The sequence below is a fragment of the Nocardia sp. Marseille-Q1738 genome, assembly GCF_965283145.1.
In genome coordinates this window covers 326,381-345,736 of the sequence record NZ_CBDIMS010000008.1, presented here as the reverse complement: position 1 = coordinate 345,736, position 19,356 = coordinate 326,381, and the positions used below count along the sequence as shown (strand labels likewise).

Below are 19,356 nucleotides of genomic sequence, written 5' to 3'. Positions count from 1 at the left end.
CATGGCGTAGTCAATTCACCTACCACTGGATGCCTGGGACCACGCGGGCAACACGTGCCGCGGGTCCGGGCAGGGCCATCAACGGCATGATCACCGGGGCCAGCACGGACAACGGGCTGCGGTCCGGTGCGTCGTCCGAAGCGGCGGGTGCCTCGCCCGCCGACCCGGGCTTGTTCTCGCCTTGCGCGGCGCGGGATTCCCCGAACAGGCGGAAGCCCTGGTGCATGATCTGCCGCTTGACCGACGGCATGAGCAGCTCGACCGCTTGGGCGAAGGTGCCGACCGGCGTGTCGATGCGGTGCGGTCGATCCTCCAGCGCGCGGATCACGATGGCGGCGGCCTGCTCCGGGTCGGGGACCGGAAGCGAGCGGTACAGGTCGGTCGGCGCGATCATCGGCGTGCGCACCAGCGGCATCCGCACCGAGGTGAACGTGATTCCGGCATCCCGGTTCTCGACCGCGGCGATCTCGCTGAAGTTGTCCAGCGCCGACTTGCTCGCCACGTACGCGGCGAACCGGGGCACCTTGGTCTGCACCGCGATCGAGGAGATGTTGACCACGTGCCCGAACCGGCGCGCTCGCATGGACGGCAGCAGGCCGAGGATGAGCCGCACGGCGCCGAAGTAGTTCACCGCCATGGTGCGCTCGAAATCGTGCATCCGGTCGGTGGAGTTGAGCACCGAGCGGCGGATCGAGCGGCCCGCGTTGTTCACCAGGTAGTCGACGTGACCGTGGTCGTCGAGCACGCACTGCACGAGCTTCTCGACCGCTTCGGAATCGGTGATGTCGCACGGATAGGTATGTGCCACACCGCCTTCCGCGCGCACGGCCTCGGCGGCGGCGGCCAAGTCGTCGTGCCCCCGGGCGATCATGAGCACGGTGGCGCCGCGCCGGGCGACCGCGTGCGCGGTGGCCAGCCCGATCCCCGAGGACGCGCCGGTGATCAGCACGACGCGGCCGGCGAGCGGGTCACCCTTGATCGACACGCGACCGCGCTGCGGATCGAGGTGCTCGCGCCAGTACTGCCACAGGCGCTCGGCGTAGCTGTCGAACGACGGCACGGTCAGGCCTGCGGCGCGCAACTGGGCGCGGGTGGAGTCGCTGATGAACTCGGCGGAGAACGAGGTGTGCGGCGCGACCTCGGCCGGAATACCCAACTGCTCCAGCAGGAAATCGCGCACGGCGGGCACGCCCGGGATGTGTGCGAGCCCGCTGAGCGCCAGCCCGCTGCCCGGCACCGTGCCGACGCCGGTCGGCGCGCCCGCCGCCGCGGCGAGCGCGCCGTAGATCTCGCTGAACGGCTGCGGCTCCGGGTTGACCAGGTGGAAGGTGCGCCCGTCCAGGCCGGGACGGCGGATCAGTTCGACCATGGCGGCCGAAACATAGTCGACCGGAACGATATTGGTCGCGCCGAGATCGGGCAGCGGCATCGGCAGGTCGGACGGCAGCGCGCCGAGCTTCGCGATGGCGCTGAAGAAGTAGTACGGGCCGTCGATCTTGTCCATCTCGCCGGTGCGGGAATCGCCCACGATGATGGCGGGCCGGTACACCCGCCACCGCACGCCGCGCGCCTGGCGCACGAGCTTTTCCGCGGCGAACTTGGTGCGGTGGTACGGCGAGGTCAGTCGTTGTCCGAGGTCGAAGTCCTCTTCGAAGAACTTGCCTTTGTGGTCGCCCGCCACGGCGACGGATGAGACATGGTGCAGCACCGCGCCCAGCTCGCGGGCCAGTGCCAGCACCGAGCGGGTGCCGGTGACGTTGGCGGCGTGGGCGGTGTCTTCGTCGGCGGTCATGTCATAGACGGCGCCCAGGTGGATGACGTGGTCGGCGCGCGGCGCTTCGGAGGCCAGTCCGAGGCCGTCGGCGGTGAGATCGCCGATCAGCGCGTAGACCCGTTCCGCGCCGCGCCAGCCCGCGGCCAGCTCGGTGAACTTCGCGAGTGAGGTCTCGCGCACCAGCACGTGGACGATCGCCTCGGGGTCGTGATCCAGCAGATCTTGAACGACCCGCCTCCCCAAGAATCCGGTTCCGCCCGTCACGATGTAGGTCGCCATCGCACTTCTCCTGCCGTTCACTCGAATCATGTTGTGGCACAAGTCATCCGGCATGCGGCAGTGAATGCGGAGAGCTGTGATTCGGCCCCCGGTGAAGTCGTCGGGCCGAAAGTAGGAACACCTTCGTCCTGACTTATTACTGAACAGTAATCGACCGCGTACGCTACCGGCAAGCGATCATGGTCCGTTCAACCTGTGGGACTGGTCACCGTCTGCGCAGGTCAAACGGTATGTGTTACAAACATTTCCAGTTACCTTGGTTCTGGTCGAGTGTCCAGCAACTTGGTAGCGTCCGGCCTGGCTACTTTCACTCGGCTACTTCTTCTCGACGCGGTCGGGCGGCGCCTGCAGCGGCGGCTTGTCGCGCAGGAAGGTTTCGAAGGCGTCCACGTCGGTCGGCCCCGCGGCGGTGTCGGTGCCTTCGGTGAAGACAGAGAACCCGTCGCCGCCGGAGGCGAGGAAGCTGTTGGTCGTGATGCGATAGGTGGCGACGGGATTGAGCGGCAGGCCCGCGACGCGGACGCTGTCCGCGATCACCTTCCCGCCTGAGGGAGCGGTGTCGGAATAGGCATAGGTTAGACCAGCGGTGGACAGGACCGTCGGCTTGCCGGGGTTGCTCCACTGCTGTTCCAGCAGACGCAGGATCTGGCTGCCGGTCAGCGTGAGCGTGACGACCTGGTTGCCGAATGGTTGAACGGTGAAGATGTCGCCGTAGGTGATCGGACCCTGCTTCAGATCGGCGCGCACACCGCCGGGGTTCATGAACGCGGCGACGGCGGCGGCCGGGCCTGCGGTCACCGACAGCATGGAATCGGCGATCACGTCGCCCAGCGGCGAGGTACCCGCGGGGCCCGGGCCATGCGGGAGCGCGTCGGCGGTCGCGCCGACGACTCGGCCGGCGCGCGGCCGCGCCTGCTCGGCGTAGAAGTCGATGAGCGCGTTCGTCCGATCGTCCGGCGTCACCTCCCGCGACACCACCCGGTTGACCGCGGAAGCCTGGACGCCGTCGGCGCCGAAACGCAAGGTGATGTCGCTGATCAGCCGTCCGTACGAGGCCGCCTGGGTGACCACCTTGCCGCCGATGACGCACACGTAGGGTTGATGACTGTGGCCGGTGATCACCGCGCGCACCGCCGGGTCGACCCGCTCGGCCAGCCCGGTGACGTTCGGGGTGATGTTCGCGCATCCGTTGTAGTCCAGCGGCGCGTCCCGCTCCGGCCGCTGGGAGCCGCCGTCGTGCACGAGCGCCACGATCGCCTCGGCGCCCGCCGCCTTCATCTCCGGTACGTAGCGGTTGACGGCGGCCGCTTGGTCGCCGAACAGATATCCCCGAATGCCCTCGGGCAGCACGATGTGCGCCGTTTCCGGCGTGACCGTTCCGATCACGCCGATCTTGTGCCCGCCGACCTCGAGCAATGTCCACGGGCGCAGCGCGGGCGGCAGGTTGCCCTGGGCGTCGGCGACGTTCGCGGCCAGGTACGGGAATCTCGCGCCGGTGAACGGCGCGCCGGGAGAACATCCGTCCACCGGGCAGCCACCCTGCTGCAGCCGTGCCAATTCCAGGACGCCGTCGTCGAATTCGTGGTTGCCGACCGCGGATGCGGACACGCCGACGTTGTTGAGGAAGGTGATCGTGGGCTCGTCGTGGAACAACCCGGAGACCAAGGGGCTCGCTCCGATGTTGTCTCCGGCCGCCAGTACGACGCTCGCCGGATAGGCGGCCTTCAGTCGCGCCAGATGGGTGGCGAGATAGGCCGCGCCGCCCGCGTCGTATCCCGCGACCTTGCCCGTGGACCCGCTCGGCGGCTGCAAGTGTCCGTGCAGGTCGTTGAAGCCGAACAGGTGCACCTCGTCCGGTTGCGCGGGACGCAGATCGTTCGTCGAGATCAGCGGCACGATCGGTGGTGCCGACGAGGCGGGGCCCGTGTTCGGATCGGACGCCGCGCCACAGCCTCCGAGCAGACCGGCACCAACAAGACCGGCAAGAATCACGGCGATGCGACGGCGCGCTCTCATGCCACGACTGTCCCATGTCTCGCGAATCCGCGCACGAGAGCCGGAAATCCCAGCGGCGCACGGCAATGCGGGCGCGACTACTGGGCCGCCGGGAACTCCTCGGCGAGCTCCTGGAAGACCGCGGTGTTCATCGCGAAGGCGCGCTTGCCCTCGTCGAGCACGCGGCGGCGCTCCAGATCGTCGAGCGGGAGGCGGTCGAGCAGGCCGCGGTACTCCCGCTTGAATGCCGCGGGATTGCCGACGCCGTCGAAGACGTAGAAGCGGACGCCGTCGCCGCGGTGCGGCAGATTCCACAGCTTCTCCGCGGTGCCGCGGATGACCTGTCCGCCGGACAGATCGCCGAGGTAGCGGGTGTAGTGGTGGGCGATATAGCCTGCGGGCCAGTCGCGGGCGCACTCGTCGATGCGCTCGGCGTAGGCGGCGGTCGCGGGCAGCGGTTCCAGGCCGGTGCGCCAGTCGGGGCCGATGAGATGGGTGAGGTCGCGCTCGAGTTCGGCGGTGCGGGCGAGTTCGGGCCGGATGAACGGTCCGGCGGCCGGGTCGTCGGCCAGGGTGTCCCAGCGCCGCTCGAGCGCGCGGTAGATGAACCAGAGTTGACCGGTGTAGCGGTGATAGGAGTCGACGCCGAGCGCTCCGCCGAGCATGTCGCTCATGAACCGCGAGTTCTCCGCCTCCGCATGCTGATCCGCGGTGGCGGTGCGGATCTGCGTCGAGAACGGTACTGCTTCCGACATGCCGAACCACCTCACCTCAGACCGGGGCCGCTGTCGAATTCGGCTACCCTGACCAACTCGATTAGAGGGTACCGGCCGGGCGCTGGGCGCGCAGTCACCTCGCGGCTCACAGCGTGGGCGCCGGGCGGCGGCGACGCCGGACGATCGGGCGCCGCAGCGAGCCGAACCGGCGCAGTATCCGCGGTCTGCGTACGGTGCGGTCGAACCACTCGCCGAGGGTGACACCCGCCGCCAGCGCGCAGCCGATGCCGAATGCCGAGAGCAACTGATCGGCTCCGATCAGCAGCTCGTCATTGAGTAATGCGTACAGACCGCGGTAGACCTTGAGGCCGGGCAGCAGCGGGGTGATGCCCGCGACCGCGACGACCAGCGGGGGAGTCAGCGCCCGGCGGGCCATCAGGCCACCGGCCAGGCCGACCAGCGTCGCGGCGACGCCGGTGGAGATCACCGGACCGAGTCCGGCGTTCTGCGCGAACTCGAAGCAGATGGTGCCCGCCGCGCCGCTGCCGGCGGCCGCGGCGAGGGCACGGCGTTCGGCGTAGCAGGCGAGCGCGAACGCCAGCGCCGCCAGGGCGCCCGCCACGATCTTCACCGGCAGGTCGGTGATGTCGCGGGCGGAGGTGAGGTAGACCGGTGGCACCGTGGCGTCGACGAGATCGGCGATGCGCAGCGTCAGCGCGATGCCCGCGATGATGCCGCCGGTCATCATCATCACCTCGAGCATGCGGGCCGTCGCGGTGATGGGGGCGCCGGTGATCGCGTCCTGCACCGCGCCGACCAGTTGTAATCCACTGAGCAGCACGGTGATTCCCGCCGCGATGATCAGCGTGGGGTCGACGTCGATGCGCAGCCGCGCCGCGAGACCGGCCAGCACGATCGCCGGAATCGCCGCGATCGCGCCGCCCACCATGTGCTGGAAGAAGAACGGCAGTCCGTAGCGATTGAGGACGCGATTGGTGCGGTCGATCGCCGCGGTGGTGGCGAAGCTGACCGCGGCGACGACCGCGCCGGCGCCGAGCAGCGCGGCGATCGCCGCCGCCATGAGCGACCACGCGGCGGTGGCGGTCCATCGGTGGTAGGGGTGCGGCGCCGAGGTGATCGCGTCGAGCGCGGCGCGCGCCTGGCCCGGTGGGACCACCTCGTTGCGGATCCGGCGGGTGAGCCGGTCCACGGCGGCGAGCCGGGTGAAGTCCAGGGCGCGGTAGTGCACGATCCGCATGGTGCTGGCCGGCGGTAGCTGGGGCCCGCGGTCGGCCCAGATCCGGATGGCGTCGTAGGTGACGTCGATGCTGCACCGGGACAGGCCGTAGGTGGCGGCGATGAAACGGACCGTCGTCGTGGTGTCCACCACACCGGTGCCCGAGGCGAGCACCACCTCGCCGACCCGGACCGCGAGGTCGAGGACCTCGGCGACCCGGGCGTCGTCGGTGAGATCGATCGGCTGCAACGGCGCCGGCGCCGTGACGATGGTGTCCGCGGTCGCCTGGCGGTCCGCGACCAGCAGGCCGACGGCTTGGCTGACAACGGGGATCGGGCGGGCGCGTCGCAGGCGCAAACCGCGACGCCAGCCGAGGTGATCCACCCGGTGGGTGGTGACATCGCCTCCGATAGGTGCGTCAGTAGCCATGGACGCGAACCTAGTCACCCGGCGTGTCGTTGGCATCCGCGCGGTCCGGTGCGGGCGTGTCGGTCCTGGCCGGGCCCTTGGCCGGACCGGTGAGCCGTGATAGAACTTGTTCTAATTTCGGCGATGGGAGCGCGTACGGTGCGGTACGGAATCGTGTTGTTCACCAGCGATCGGGGCATCACCCCCGCGGATGCGGCCGCGGCCGCGGAGCGTGCCGGTTTCGACACGTTCTATGTGCCCGAGCACACCCACATCCCGGTGGTCCGGGCGGCGGCGCACCCGCGCACCGGTGACGCGAGCCTGCCCGACGACCGGTATCTGCGCACCCTCGACCCGTGGGTCGCGCTCGGCACGGCGGCGGCGGTGACCGAGCGCATCGGTTTGTCCACCGCCGTGGCGTTGCCCGCCGAACACCATCCGATCACGCTGGCCAAGACCATTGCCTCGCTGGACCATCTGTCCGGCGGCCGGGTGAGTCTTGGGGTCGGATTCGGCTGGAACACCGACGAATTGGCCCATCACGGCGTGCCCGCGGGCAAGCGCAGGACCGTGCTGCGCGAGCATCTGGACGCCATGCGTGCCCTCTGGACCGAGGAGGAGGCCGCGTTCGACGGCGAGTTCGTGACCTTCGGCGCCAGCTGGTCCTGGCCGAAGCCGGTGCGGAAGCGGATTCCGGTGCTGCTCGGCGCGGCGGGCACCGAGAAGAACTTCACCTGGCTGGCGAAGCACGCGGACGGATGGATCACCACCCCCACCGAGGACGGCCTGGACACGAAAATCGCGCTGCTGCACCGAGTCTGGCGCGAGCACGAGCGCGCGGACACGCCGGAGATCATCGCGCTCGCCGGTCGCCACGACCCCGAGCAGCTGGCGCGATGGGCCGAATCCGGGGTCACCGAAGCGGTTTTCGGACTGCCCGACCGCCCGGTGGACGACGTTCGGGCCTACCTCACCCGGCTGGCCGGGAAGCTGGGTATCGAGCACACCAGGTGACGCGGCGTGCGCACCTCGTGTGCGGCGTCCGTTGCCCCCCGGGATTCCGCTGCAAGACCAGCCCTCTGCAATGAACACTGGTAGGTGCGTTGCCGTGGGACACGAGAACCTCCAGATGGATGTGACTCGGACAAGTCACCCCCTCCCGAAGGTTCTCGTTTCCGGCGTGTTCAGGAAAACCCCGCGTCCTTCAGAGCAGAACCCGTGGGGGGTGGCGGAGAGCGGCAGTTCAGAGGAAATCCTGGCTCCGTTCTGATGCTTGGGTTCCGCGGCCAGCTGCGATTCCCCATAGCGAAATGCTTCGGGGCAGTGATGTTGCGGTGGTTCGTCCTGGTTTGGCAGCATGGTTGCCGATATGCCACTGGTTTCCGATGTCGCTCGTGACAGTCTCGAGGGCTTGTCCGTCGGTGATGCGCTGGGTGCTCAATTCTTCGTGCCGGGCCATTCGCTACCTGATCTTCTCGCTGGCCGAGTGCCGGCGGCGCCGTGGGAATGGACCGATGACACGGAGATGGCCTGCTCGGTGTACGCGCAGATCCGCGGCTGCGGCCGGATCGACCGCGACGCGCTTGCGGCAGCCTTCGCCGACCGTTGCGAGCCCTACCGGGGCTACAGTGGCGGCACAGTCGCTGTGCTGCACGAGATTCGCGACGGACGGCCTTGGGCCGACGCGGCGGGCGCCCTGTTCGACGGGCGCGGCTCCTGGGGCAACGGTGCTGCCATGCGGGTCGCTCCGCTCGGAGCGTATTTCGCCGGGAACCTGGACCGTGCCGCGGCCCAAGCCGCATTGTCGGCCGAGGTGACGCATCGGCATCCGGAAGCGATCGTGGCCGCCATGGCGGTTGCCGTCGCGGCCGGGCACGCCGCGGCCACCCGCGGAAGAGATTGCGCGCCTGAGGAATTGTTGGCCGTTGTGGAGCCGTACCTGGTCGAGGGCCGGACCGCCAGTGGTGTCCGCCGTGCCCGGCGGTTGTTGGGGCGCTCGGTGGCCGAAGCGGCATATGAACTCGGTAATGGTGCGCAAGTCAGCGCCCAGGACACGGTGCCGTTCACCCTGTGGGCGGCCGCGACCTTTCTCGACGACTATCCCGCTGCTGTTACCGCATGTGTCGAGGCCGGTGGTGATGCGGACACCACGGCCGCGATCGTCGGCGGGATCGTGGCAGCGCACACAGGCATCGGCACGCGAAGCGGCGTACGCGGAATACCCGCGCAGTGGTTATCGGCGCGAGAGCCACTGCCTGCCTGGGCGACGGATGGCGACGCCCGGCAAGAGCTCGACGACAGGCACGGCTCGAACGTGCGGTAATGCCGGGATCGGGTGGTGAATAGCTCGCCGATCGCGGTCATCGTGGGGCATGGGTACTTCGACCGGCATCGATTCGCCGTCGCTGGGTTGCGGATCTTCGAAGCCTGTCAATCCGACATCGAAGACCTCGCAGAGGAACATGGCCACCACGACTACATGTGGTGGGCACGATCGCCAAAGTCGTTCTGGAGCTTCTGGCTCCGGCAGTCGGCCGGGAGACCGACCGATCGTGCGGTGACCGGTTATGTGGCCCTATCCTGCTGAACCACTCGCGGCCGGAGGATGGACCGGCAGTGCGCGACTCGCAGGCTGCGGCAGTTGGCGCAAGCGTCGGTGGTGCGGTTGCCGCGGATGCACCGGAACCCGAACTACATCCTGGCCGCGTATATGGCTCGGGTACATGAAATCTCAACACGCACTACTTTGCCGAATTGAGTGTGTTCAGCCAGCCGGTGACGACGCGTTTGGATCCGGCGAGTATGGCCGCAAGCTCACGACTGATGTTGGGTATCTACCGCTATATCCACGTACAGTTGCTACCTTGGCCGGACGCCGCTTCCCAGCGCCTTGCAACACAAACCACTACTGAGACACGGCCTAGCAGCGTTCATACTGACGCGCGTAGGGCTGCGACTCCGGTGGAACATCGCGCCAGGATTCCTGGCAACCGCCGATGAAGACCGCGAAAACGGGGACGTTGCGTGTTTGGATCGTGTAGTCGACCACGGCACCGGGCTGGGCCAAGTAGGGGAGATGCTTTTCGGCGAGTTGTGTTGCCTGCGCAGCGGTGAATTGCTTTCCGACAGGAGGGTATATCGCGACGTCCAGGGTGCGGCCTGCTTTGCCGGGCGGGTCGTATACGGAAATCTCGACGAAGAACGGGGTGGGTTGATCGGTCAGGAACCACTCCCACATCTCGAGTTCACCATTGGACGGGAAGCGGGGTCGGCTGTACGGGAAGCGGAATGGGCGGTCCGTGTGGAGCCACCCGGGTTCCAGGCTCGAGTGATTCTTGAACCCGCTCTCCTCATGAACGGTGGACACCGTCCAGTAGTTGGATGCCAGTTCGGGGAAGTCCTGGATGATTCGGCGCATCGCCGCGGTGGCACGGTGGGGTTCGGCCTCGGAGCCCGCTGAGACGCTGATGGAGTTGCTCATGCGGTTCACGTCGCCGCCGCGTGACCGCCAGTGCACCTGCGTGCCGGTACCGGGGGCCGACATTCGTACCCAAGTGTCTGTCGTGTGGGCTTCGCTGCCCACGTCCCGGCCGAAATGCCAGCTCGCAGAATAAGAGTCCGTCATCCGGTCGATGTTGACCGATGTCGGGTCTCCTTGGTAGCGCGGCGGAAGCTGTTGGGCGCCCATAACACTCACCACAGACGCGGCCTCGGCTGGTGTCGCGTCATCCTCGAGCTGCACGTCGAGTCGGGATGTGTACTTGCCGTCCCGGTAGTGCTGGAACCAATGTGACGCATCGGCCACCCCGGGAAGGGCCCGGATGGCAGTCTCGATCACGCGTGACCAGCTGTCACGCTCGGCCTGGTCTGGTCCTTGTGCCGGAATAGCACATCCTGTCAGCAGGACTGCCGCCATCATCAATATGACGGTCGGGGTGGTTAAGCGCATAACGTTTCATTCTGGCATCCGGGGTGCCAGGCGATGCTAGCGAATTTCGGTCATGACGTTGGTCGGATCATTGCCAGCGACACTGCGAAGTGGTGGCCGACCGACCCGACCCGACCCGGCGCGGCCACGGCGGCGGCGATACCACGAACTCGCCACCACCCACCGAGCCGGATTCGTCCTGGCCCGCGTCGTCGAATGGCTCGAAACATCGGGAGACACGACCCAACGGCCGCGGCCGCTAGAGCCGGGCCCCGCCATGGCGTCGAGGAGCTGGCCCGTGCCCCAGCCCCACAGTCGGCCCGCCGCCGCAGGATCCAACCACGCGGCGGGCCCACTCATGCCATCGCACTGTAGCCGCATACCGTCGCCCGCTCGCGGTGCACTTTTACTGTCGATTTGCTTTGACGGCCAGATAGCTCCCCACCAAGTGGCCGCCGGTGGGGAATTTCCACTCGCTGCTGATAGCAGTCCCACCATCGCGTCGTTTGGGTGTACCCGGTGTCTCGATCACGGGTTGTGGCGTGTGAGGTCCGGATGCTCGAGCGCGGAGCGGTATCGGGATGCTCCAGCGATGCTGAGTCCGAACAGGTCGCAGATACGTCGAATGTCGCCGCCGGTGGCGTGGAGTTCGTCGAGAATTCGATCTTCGCGGATGGCTTGGGCGGTCAGGCCGAGTCGTTGCGTGATCCATTCCACCCCGACGGGTTCAGTGCGGATGGCCGTGCGCTTGCTGATGAACAAGTATGGGTTGAACGAATTGGGCCAGCGCCGTGCGCGTTCGGACAACCACGCCTGGATCCGGACGCGAACCGGCCCGGCGAGGGGGATGACGCGAGTGTCGAGATGAAGTCGACCCGAATGGATGTCGGTAAGCCGAATGGTGCGCAGATCGCCGGACCGCAGGGCGTGGAACGCGGTCAGCGCGACTGCTGCAGCTGTGACTGGGTCGGATGAGTTCAGGCCGTCTCGGATGACGACTGCGGGCAGAGGTATCGGGTGGCGACGTGAATGCGTGCCGGTGCTGAGTTCTCTCAGCGGATTGATGAAGACGATCCGCTGAGCTTTCAGTACTCGGAACAGGCATCGCAGTCCTTGGCCCATCGCGGCTCGAGGGTTGCCGGATTCGGGTAGGACGGCGATGACGTCGTCATGGGTGATTTCGCGCAGGGACAGGTGTCCGGCGGCCGCCCAGTGTCGGAGAGCGGGCATGCACCAACGCAGGTACAGACGCACAGTCGCTTCCGACCGCGGGCGGCGGCGTGGCGGAGTGGGGCTGCCTTCGATCATGATGGTGCGCCAGCGGCAGATTTCGGTGTGCATCGGCTCGGGTAGTTCGGCGATCATGTCGGCGAACCAGTCTTGAAACGCCGGGGTCCGGTCGTCATCGAGGACGCCGGCGGCCTGGCAGATCTCCAGCAGGCGCAGCGTGGTCAGCTTGATTTGGTGCAATTGCAGGATCTCGGTTGCCCGCAATGGCGCACCGGGAGTGTCTTGCAGGCTGAGCACGATCCTCAGTCCAAGCAGGGTCGTCTTGAACGCGGCCTTGCTCCACCCGTCCCGAGCAGCGTGGTCGACGAGGAATTGCTCGAGGTAGGCGGCCATCTGTGGGTCTGCAGGTTCAGTGAAAATGGCCGGGTGCACCTAGCCGCGTCTGCGCAGCACGAGCAGGCCCACGATGATGCCGACCACGACGACGGCTGCGGCGCCGAGGCCCGCGACCAGCAGCCATCGACTCCGCGACCCGGTTTCCGCGTCGTCGGCGGCGGCCACGGCGTCCGTCTGGTGCGCGACGCGCTGTGCGGACGCCTTCTCCCCGAAGACGCCGTCGGCGACGCCGGAGGAGTATGTCGGTCCCGGTTCCTGCGCGCCGGTGACGGTCAGATCCAGCTGGATCGGCACCGGCGCCGCGTTGCCCTCTTCGAAGGTCGAGCCGACCTTCACCGCGATGTAGTACCAGCCCGGCACCGATTGCCTGCGGGCCTTGATGTCGTCGGCGGTGCGGTTGGCGTAGCGGATCGGGACCGTCGCCGCCGCGTCCTTGCTCGGCAGCACCGTGTCGGTTCCGGTGTAGGCGCCGGTGTCGAAGCCGATCTCCTTGCGGATCGGGCTGTAGAGCACGGTGCGGATATTGGAGAGGTTGTCCAGGCCGCGTCCGCCGTTACCGCCGAAATGCACGCGGTAGGCCAAACCCTGGCCCCAGTCCAGCCGGACGCGGTAGAACACGAACTCGCCTTGCCGCAGGGTGTCGGTGTAGCGGCCGCTACCGGCGAGCGGCGCGGCAACATTGAACGATCCGCCGCCGGTCACAGGGGTGCCGGAACCGGTCGGCTCGGCGAAAGCCGTGGGGGTCGTCGTGGGGGCTTTGCCCGGATCGGCCGCCGGGGGCTCGATGCCGACCAGCAGTTCGATCGGCAGTCGCTCCGGGACGCCGGAGGAGACTTTGTCCCAGGTCAGGGCGAAGGAGTAGCGGCCGCCGCCGCGGCATTTGTCGCCGCTGGCGCTGCCGGTGCGCTCCTTTGTCGCGCCGTCGAAGGCCTTGGCGACGGTAAGTGCCTCGCCGTCACTGGATTTGGTGGTCAGCTCGGATTCGAAGACGTGGCAGTCCTGACCGTCCGCGCCGTACACGCGCAGTTGGAGGGTGTTGAGGTCATCGGTCGGCCCGACGTCCGGGACGCGCGGAAACGACACCGTGCCACTGAAATAGGCGGTCGCCCCCGCGGGCACGTCCACCGCCCAATACCGAGTCTCCTTCTGGCCGATGGTGTCGAGATACTGGCCGGGGGAGGCGACCGGCGCGGTCTCATGGCTGCCGGTGCCGGTGATGGGCGTTCCCGCGGCGCGGTAGTTGCGCAGGGCCGCGGCACTCACTCGCGGCAGGACACGTTCCAGCGCGCGGCCGTCGGCCGCGTCGGTGTAGGTGCCGCCGGTGGCCTGCGCCATGCAGGTCAGCTGGGCACGTGCCTTCGCGTCGACCGCGAAGCCGATCGCGTGCATCACCAGATCGATGCCGCGCTGCTTTACCTCACGCGCGACCTCGCACGGGTCCGGCGGGGCGCAGGTGTCATCGCCATCGGAGACCAGCACGACCGAGCGCGGGCCGGAGCCGGGCAGGGCGTCGGCCGCCTGGCGCAGGGCGGTGCCCATGGGGGTCCAGCCGCGGGCCTGGATGCCGTCGACGGCGGTGGTCAGCGCCGCCTTGTCGAGTGCGTCGGCGGGCCGCAGCAGCCGGACGTCCCGGCATCCGGCGGCCTTCTCCGCCTCGGTGTTCCCGGTGCTCGTGCCGTAGGTCACGAGACCGACCTTCGACTCGGCGGGCGCGGCCTCGACGAACGAGCGGACCGCGCTCTTGGCGGCGTCCATCATGGTGCCCGCCGGATCCGGTCGTTGCATGGACCCGGACGCGTCCAGGATCAGCATGGTCGGCGCGTATTGCGGCGGCTGTTCGGCGCGGCCGGGCTGCGCCGATGCGCCGGGGGCGGCAAGTGCCGCACCGATGAGAAGGGTGGCGAGCACGGCGGTGAACTTGGTGAATCTCGGCATGGTCCTCGTCAATGTGTTCGCCATATCGCATGGCACGCGGTACATCGTTCCCGCACACCGTATTGGGCAAACACTCCGCGCAGCGATCCGAACTGCCCCACCACGGGAAGTGGCCCGCGCGAGGACGTTCGCGCGGGCCACGGGGTGATGTGGATCAGTGCAGGTCGCGCCTGCGGAACGCGGCGATGCCGACGGCGAGCAGAGCCGCGGCGATCCCGAGCAGCCACAGCACCGGCTCCGCCTGGAACTGCGCGCCGGGCAATTTCGGCGGATGGACGAACGGCACCAGATCGACCATCCACTGCGGCAGTCCGTCCAGCGAACCGACGAAGAAGATCACCACCATGGCGCTGAGCACGGCCCAGGCGACCGGCGCGAACCGCGGCACGACACCGTACAGGGCCACCGCGATGCCGGTGACCACCCAGACCGCGGGCAGCTGCACGGCCGCGGCGCCGATCGACTGCGGCAGCCGCGCGCCGAGGTCGCCGTCGGAGGCGCCGTAGACGATGCCGATCGCCGCACCGGAGATCAGCAGTGCCGCCGCGGGACCGAGCAGCGCGAAACCGATGTGGCTCAGCGCGTAGCGGGCGCGGCCGACCGCACCGGACAGCGTGGACTCGACTCGGGTGCTGGACTCCTCGTCGTGCAGCCGCAGCGCCGCCGAAATCGAGTAGGCCGCCGCGGCCGCGGCCAGCATCGTGATCGCGTAGGTGATGAACGACTCCTGCAACTCCTGCGAACCGCCCATCCGGGTGACCATGTCGCGGACGGCCGCGCTGCCGTCGAGCATGTCACCGACGCTGTTCACCGCGCCGCCGATCAGCAGGCCGTACAGCGCGAAGCCGACCGTCCACGCCACGAGGGTGCCGCGCTGCAGCCGCCAGGCCAGCCCGAGTGGACCGGCGAGGCCGGCGCTCGCCGTCGACGGTCCCGGACGTTCCGCGATCAGTCCCGAGCCGGTGTCGCGGTTGCCGAGCAACACGTACGCTGCCGCGGTAGCGAGCACCGCGACGGCGCCGAGCGGGATCAGCACCCACCAGCGTTCCTCGGCGTACGGGCGGATCTGCAGGCACCACCCGATCGGCGAGAACCAGGACAGCACACCGTTTCCGGCGTCGCCGACCGCCCGCAGGGCGAACGCGGCACCGAGCGCTCCGAACGCGACGCCGCGCGCCACCCGTGCCCCCGCGCTCACCTGGGCGGCCACCGCGGCGATGGAGCCCCACAGGATGCCCGACGCCGCCAGCGCGGCACCGAAGGCCACCGACCCCGCACCGGGCAGGTCGGCGCCGTACAGCGACAGGGCACAGGCGATCCCGGCGAGCAGCGCGCCGGCGTAGGTCATGATGAGGGTGGCGGTGAGGCCGGCGAAGCGGCCGATGCTGGTGGCGCCCACCAGTTCCGCGCGTCCGGTCTCCTCCTCGACCCTGGTGTGCCGGATGACCGTGAGCACCGTGGCGATCGCGATCATGCTGTACATGGCGCCTGCTTTCCAGGTGCCGATCGAGCCGAGCTCGGAGCTGAACACCGGGCCGTACATGGCGATGAGCGCCGGGCTGTCGGCCGTAGTCTTCGCGAAGTTGTCCAGATCGGCCTGGGTGCTGTACAGATCCTTGACGCTGACCACCTGGAACGCGGGCATCAGGCCGATCAGCAGCGTCCATAGTGGCAGTACCACCCGGTCCCGTCGCAGATACAGTCGCAGCAGCCTGGCGGTTCCCGCGAATTCTCCGCCGCCGAATGCCGGTGCCGCGGCGGCGCGGTCGGCGATGGCGGTGGTCATGCTCGCACCTTCTCTCCGGTGGTCGTGGCGGACTCGGCGGTGTCGCCGTCGACGTGGTAATGCCGCAGGAACAGCTCTTCCAGCGTCGGTGGCGCGCTGGTGAGACTGCGAACGCCGGTGTCGCCCAGCACCCGGATCAGCTCTCCGAGGTGCTCGCCCTCGACTTGGCAGCGCAGCGTGGCGCCGTCGAGCTCGATGTCCTCCACACCCGGGATGCGGCTCAGATCGCCTGGGTCGCCGAGCAATTCGGCGGTGATCGACGTCCGCGAGAGATGGCGGAGCTCGGACAGCGACCCGCTCTCCACCGTGCGTCCCGCCCGGATGATGGTCACCCGGTCGCACAGCACTTCGACCTCGGACAGGATGTGACTGGATAGCAGGACGGTTGTGCCGCGCTCCTGCGCCTCGTGCACGCACTCCCGGAAGACCTGCTCCATCAGCGGGTCCAGGCCCGAGGTCGGCTCGTCGAGCAGCAGCAGCCGGACGTCGGAGGCCAGCGCGGAGATCAGGGCGACTTTCTGGCGGTTGCCCTTGGAGTAGGTGCGCGCCTTCTTGCGGGGGTCGAGGTCGAAGCGCTCGATGAGTTCGGCACGCCGCTTCTCGTTGATGCCGCCGCGCATTCTGGCCAGCAGGTCGATCGTCTCACCGCCGGACAGTGACGGCCACAGCGTGACATCGCCTGGGACGTACGCCAATTCGTGGTGCAAGGCGACCGCGTCGGCCCACGGGTCGCGGCCGAAGAGCCGAGCGCGCCCGCCCGTCGCCCGTAGGATGCCCAGCAACACCCGGATGGTGGTGGACTTGCCCGCGCCGTTGGGGCCGAGGAAGCCGTGGATCTCGCCCTCGGTGACCGTGAGGTTCAGCCCGTCCAATGCGGTGACATGGCCGAAGGTCTTGCGGAGGTCGCGGACCTCGATGATGTCGGACATCAGTTCTCCTTGGTGAATGTGTCCAAGATCGTGGGATCGGTGAGCAGGCCCTGGGTGTAGAACTCCAGAGCCGGAGGAGTGAGTTCTTCGGTGAGTTCCCGAATCGCTTTGCGGTAGTCGATCTTCTCGCCGCGGTTCTGGCGCATCTGCATGTAGAGCAGGGTCGCGCCGACGTTCAGCATCATGAGGTATCTGGCCCGCGCGGCGGGGTCGCGGCTCGGTTTGATCGTGCCGGTCTCGACGCCCTTCTCGAGATATACCTCGGCGTCGGCGGCCATGTGATCGAACAGCGATTCCGCCATCGGTCCCCCCGCCTGGAGGCTGCGCACCATGTAGGCCACCAGCGGCGCGTACGACTCGATCTCGGCGAGGGCATTGAGCATGCCCGACGCGACCGATGACGCGGTGATCGCCTTGATCTTCTCGTCACGGATCAGCTGCAGCACCCGGTCGTCGCAGGCTGCGCGCAGGCCGTCCTTGGAACCGAAGTGATGGTTGACCAACCCGGGGGAGACACCGGCGGCGGCGGCGATCTTGCGGACTCCGACCTGGAATCCGTGTTCGCCGAATACCTCGATCGCGGTATCGCGAATGCGGGCCGCGGTGGTCAGATCCGCGGTGGATCCTTGCGGAACGGGCTGTCGGTTAAACACATGTTCAGTATATTAAACGCATGTTCAATGTCTAGCAAGAGCCCGTGTGGACTTGTCGCGTCAACCGTTTGGGCCCCGCGTGCGGGGCTATCGTCGAGTCATGACGACCGGCACGACGACCACGGCGGATCACCTACGCGCGGCACTGGACGGCCCCTGGGCGGCGGTCCGGGAAGAAGCTCGAATCCTGCTGGCGGGCGATGAGTTCACCGCGGACCCCTATCTGGACTACAAGGCCGCGCGGGCGCGGGTGCTCGACCAGATGCGGGCCATCGCCACGATGGGATTGGCCGAGCGAGGGTTCCGCCGGGAGCACGGCGGAACCGGCGAGCCGGGTGCGGCGGTGGTCGGGCTGGAGATGCTGGCCTACGCGGATCTGTCGCTGTGGGTGAAATCAGGGGTGCAATGGGGACTGTTCGGCGGCGCGGTGGAGAATCTCGGCACCGAACGGCACCGGGAGTACATCAAGCAGTTGATCTCGCTGGATCTGCTCGGGTGCTTCGCCATGACCGAATCCGGGCACGGCAGCGACGTCGCGAACCTGGAGACCACGGCGACCTACGATCCGCGGACCCAGGAGTTCGTGGTGCACTCGCCGACGCCGTCGGCGCGTAAGGACTACATCGGCGGCGCGGCCGAACATGCCAGGATGGCAGCGGTTTTCGCGCAGCTGATCACCAACGGCGCGAACCAGGGCGTGCACTGCCTGCTGGTGCCGATCCGGGACGAGAACGGCGCCGACCTGCCCGGCGTGACCACCTTCGACGACGGCCTCAAGGGCGGTCTGCCGGGCGTGGACAACGGGCGCATCGTGTTCGATCACGTGCGGGTGCCGCGGGAGAACCTGCTCAACCGCTACGCCGACGTCGCACCGGACGGCACCTACAGCTCCGAGATCGATAACCCCAGCCGCAGGTTCTTCACCACGCTCGGCACGCTGGTGCGCGGCCGGGTCAGCGTCGGCGGCGCCGCGTCGGCCGGTGCGCGGGTCGCGCTGAGCATCGCGGTGCGCTACGCGCTGAAGCGCCGCCAGTTCGCCGACCCCGACACCGGGGTGGAGACCGTGTTGCTGGACTACCGCAGCCATCAGCGCCGGCTGCTGCCGCTGCTCGCGAAGTCGTACGCGCTCGCGTTCGCGCAAAACGATCTGGTGCGCCGGATGCACCTGGTGCAAACCGGTCAGGATCTGGAACCGGGCGCGCAGCGCGCGCTGGAGAAGCGCGCCGCGGGCCTGAAGGTCGCGCAGACCAGGCACGCCACCCGTGCCATCCAGGAATGCCGCGAAGCATGCGGCGGCGCGGGCTATCTGACGGAGAACCGGCTGGTCACGCTGAAAGCCGACACCGACGTGTTCACCACCTTCGAGGGTGACAACGTCGTGCTCACCCAGTTGGTGGCCAAGGAATTGCTCACCGCCTACGCCGACGAGGTGCGCGACCTGGACGCCTTGGGGTGGGTGCGTTTCGCCGCCACCATGGCCGGTGACGTGGTGCGCAAACGATCGGGTGTGCGCCAGCTGATCCAGACCCTCCGAGACCGCAGTGGCGAGTCCGTCGACGACGGTGACCTGTCGCGCCGGGCGGTGCAGCTGCAGCTGTTCGCCGACCGCGAGGACTACCTGGTTCGGACCGCGGCGCACCGGCTGCGCGCCCGGGCCCAGGACACCCGCCCGTTCGAGGCGTTCAACAACGCCCAGGACCACATCCTGGCCGCTGGCTCGGCGCACATCGACCGCTTGGTGCTGGAGGCGTTCATCGAGGGCATCGCGGGCATCGACGATCCGGACGCGCGCGAACTCGCGGGATCGATGTGCGATCTGTACGTTTACTCCACCATCGAGGAGAGCCAGGCCTGGTTCATCATGCACCGGTTCATGTCGGTGGAGCGGGCGAAGGCGGTGCGCCGCGGTGTGAACGAACTGGTCGACCGGCTGCGCCCGCACGCGCTGACCCTGGTCGAGGCCATGGGCGTCCCCGAGTCGATGCTGCGCGCGGCCATGCTCGACGACGCGAGCGTGTACGAGCGGGCCTAATGGCGCGGCCGGACGGAACCTGTCCTCGGGTCTTGCCGCGGCCGACTAATTCGGCAGC

At 68.2% G+C, this 19,356-nt stretch carries 13 protein-coding genes; 3 read left to right on the top strand and 10 right to left on the bottom strand.

The window, feature by feature from the left end; translation table 11 throughout:
* Positions 1-19 precede the first annotated feature (19 nt).
* The 4 genes from ACWPXK_RS26625 to ACWPXK_RS26610 all read right to left on the bottom strand — a co-directional run bounded on the left by ACWPXK_RS26625 (position 20) and on the right by ACWPXK_RS26610 (position 6,430).
* Positions 20-2,053 carry an SDR family oxidoreductase gene (locus ACWPXK_RS26625; RefSeq protein WP_454198887.1) on the bottom strand — a complete coding sequence of 678 codons (2,034 nt, stop codon included), beginning with the start codon at positions 2,051-2,053 and terminating at the stop codon, positions 20-22.
* A 315-nt stretch (positions 2,054-2,368) separates the two neighbouring features.
* Entirely contained in the window at positions 2,369-4,069 is a 1,701-nt protein-coding gene (locus tag ACWPXK_RS26620; protein WP_454198886.1) for a bifunctional metallophosphatase/5'-nucleotidase, read from the bottom strand.
* Positions 4,070-4,146: 77 nt separating this feature from the next.
* On the bottom strand, positions 4,147-4,803 hold the full coding sequence (locus ACWPXK_RS26615) for a biliverdin-producing heme oxygenase (RefSeq protein ID WP_454198885.1): 657 nt from the start codon (positions 4,801-4,803) through the stop codon (positions 4,147-4,149).
* A gap of 106 nt (positions 4,804-4,909) precedes the next feature.
* Positions 4,910-6,430, bottom strand: coding sequence for a threonine/serine ThrE exporter family protein (locus ACWPXK_RS26610; RefSeq protein WP_454198884.1), 1,521 nt, complete (start codon positions 6,428-6,430; stop codon positions 4,910-4,912).
* A 138-nt stretch (positions 6,431-6,568) separates the two neighbouring features.
* On the opposite strand from ACWPXK_RS26610, the gene ACWPXK_RS26605 reads away from it, so the two are divergent.
* Positions 6,569-7,423 (top strand): LLM class F420-dependent oxidoreductase, encoded by an 855-nt coding sequence (locus ACWPXK_RS26605; RefSeq protein ID WP_454198920.1) that lies wholly within the window; start codon positions 6,569-6,571, stop codon positions 7,421-7,423.
* A 355-nt stretch (positions 7,424-7,778) separates the two neighbouring features.
* Entirely contained in the window at positions 7,779-8,732 is a 954-nt protein-coding gene (locus tag ACWPXK_RS26600; RefSeq protein WP_454198883.1) for an ADP-ribosylglycohydrolase family protein, read from the top strand.
* A gap of 597 nt (positions 8,733-9,329) precedes the next feature.
* On the opposite strand, the gene ACWPXK_RS26595 is transcribed toward ACWPXK_RS26600, so the two are convergent.
* The 6 genes from ACWPXK_RS26595 to ACWPXK_RS26570 all read right to left on the bottom strand — a co-directional run bounded on the left by ACWPXK_RS26595 (position 9,330) and on the right by ACWPXK_RS26570 (position 17,266).
* Positions 9,330-10,358, bottom strand: a complete 1,029-nt coding sequence (locus tag ACWPXK_RS26595) for a hypothetical protein (RefSeq protein ID WP_454198882.1) — start codon at positions 10,356-10,358, stop codon at positions 9,330-9,332.
* Positions 10,359-10,865: 507 nt separating this feature from the next.
* A complete protein-coding gene (locus tag ACWPXK_RS26590; RefSeq protein WP_454198881.1) occupies positions 10,866-11,960 on the bottom strand; it encodes a hypothetical protein in 1,095 nt (364 codons plus the stop codon).
* 39 nt (positions 11,961-11,999) lie between these two features.
* Positions 12,000-13,898: a vWA domain-containing protein gene (locus ACWPXK_RS26585; protein ID WP_454198880.1), complete on the bottom strand. Its 1,899-nt coding sequence runs from the start codon at positions 13,896-13,898 to the stop codon at positions 12,000-12,002.
* Positions 13,899-14,052: 154 nt separating this feature from the next.
* Positions 14,053-15,684, bottom strand: coding sequence for an ABC transporter permease (locus ACWPXK_RS26580; protein ID WP_454198879.1), 1,632 nt, complete (start codon positions 15,682-15,684; stop codon positions 14,053-14,055).
* A complete protein-coding gene (locus tag ACWPXK_RS26575) occupies positions 15,681-16,613 on the bottom strand; it encodes an ABC transporter ATP-binding protein (protein WP_454198878.1) in 933 nt (310 codons plus the stop codon). The genes ACWPXK_RS26580 and ACWPXK_RS26575 overlap by 4 nt, the downstream gene beginning before the upstream one ends.
* Positions 16,613-17,266 carry a TetR family transcriptional regulator gene (locus ACWPXK_RS26570; RefSeq protein ID WP_454198877.1) on the bottom strand — a complete coding sequence of 218 codons (654 nt, stop codon included), beginning with the start codon at positions 17,264-17,266 and terminating at the stop codon, positions 16,613-16,615. The genes ACWPXK_RS26575 and ACWPXK_RS26570 overlap by 1 nt, the downstream gene beginning before the upstream one ends.
* Positions 17,267-17,366: 100 nt before the next feature.
* Between ACWPXK_RS26570 and ACWPXK_RS26565 the strand changes: the two genes are divergently transcribed.
* Positions 17,367-19,298, top strand: coding sequence for an acyl-CoA dehydrogenase family protein (locus ACWPXK_RS26565; RefSeq protein ID WP_454198876.1), 1,932 nt, complete (start codon positions 17,367-17,369; stop codon positions 19,296-19,298).
* The last annotated feature ends 58 nt before the right edge of the window (positions 19,299-19,356 follow it).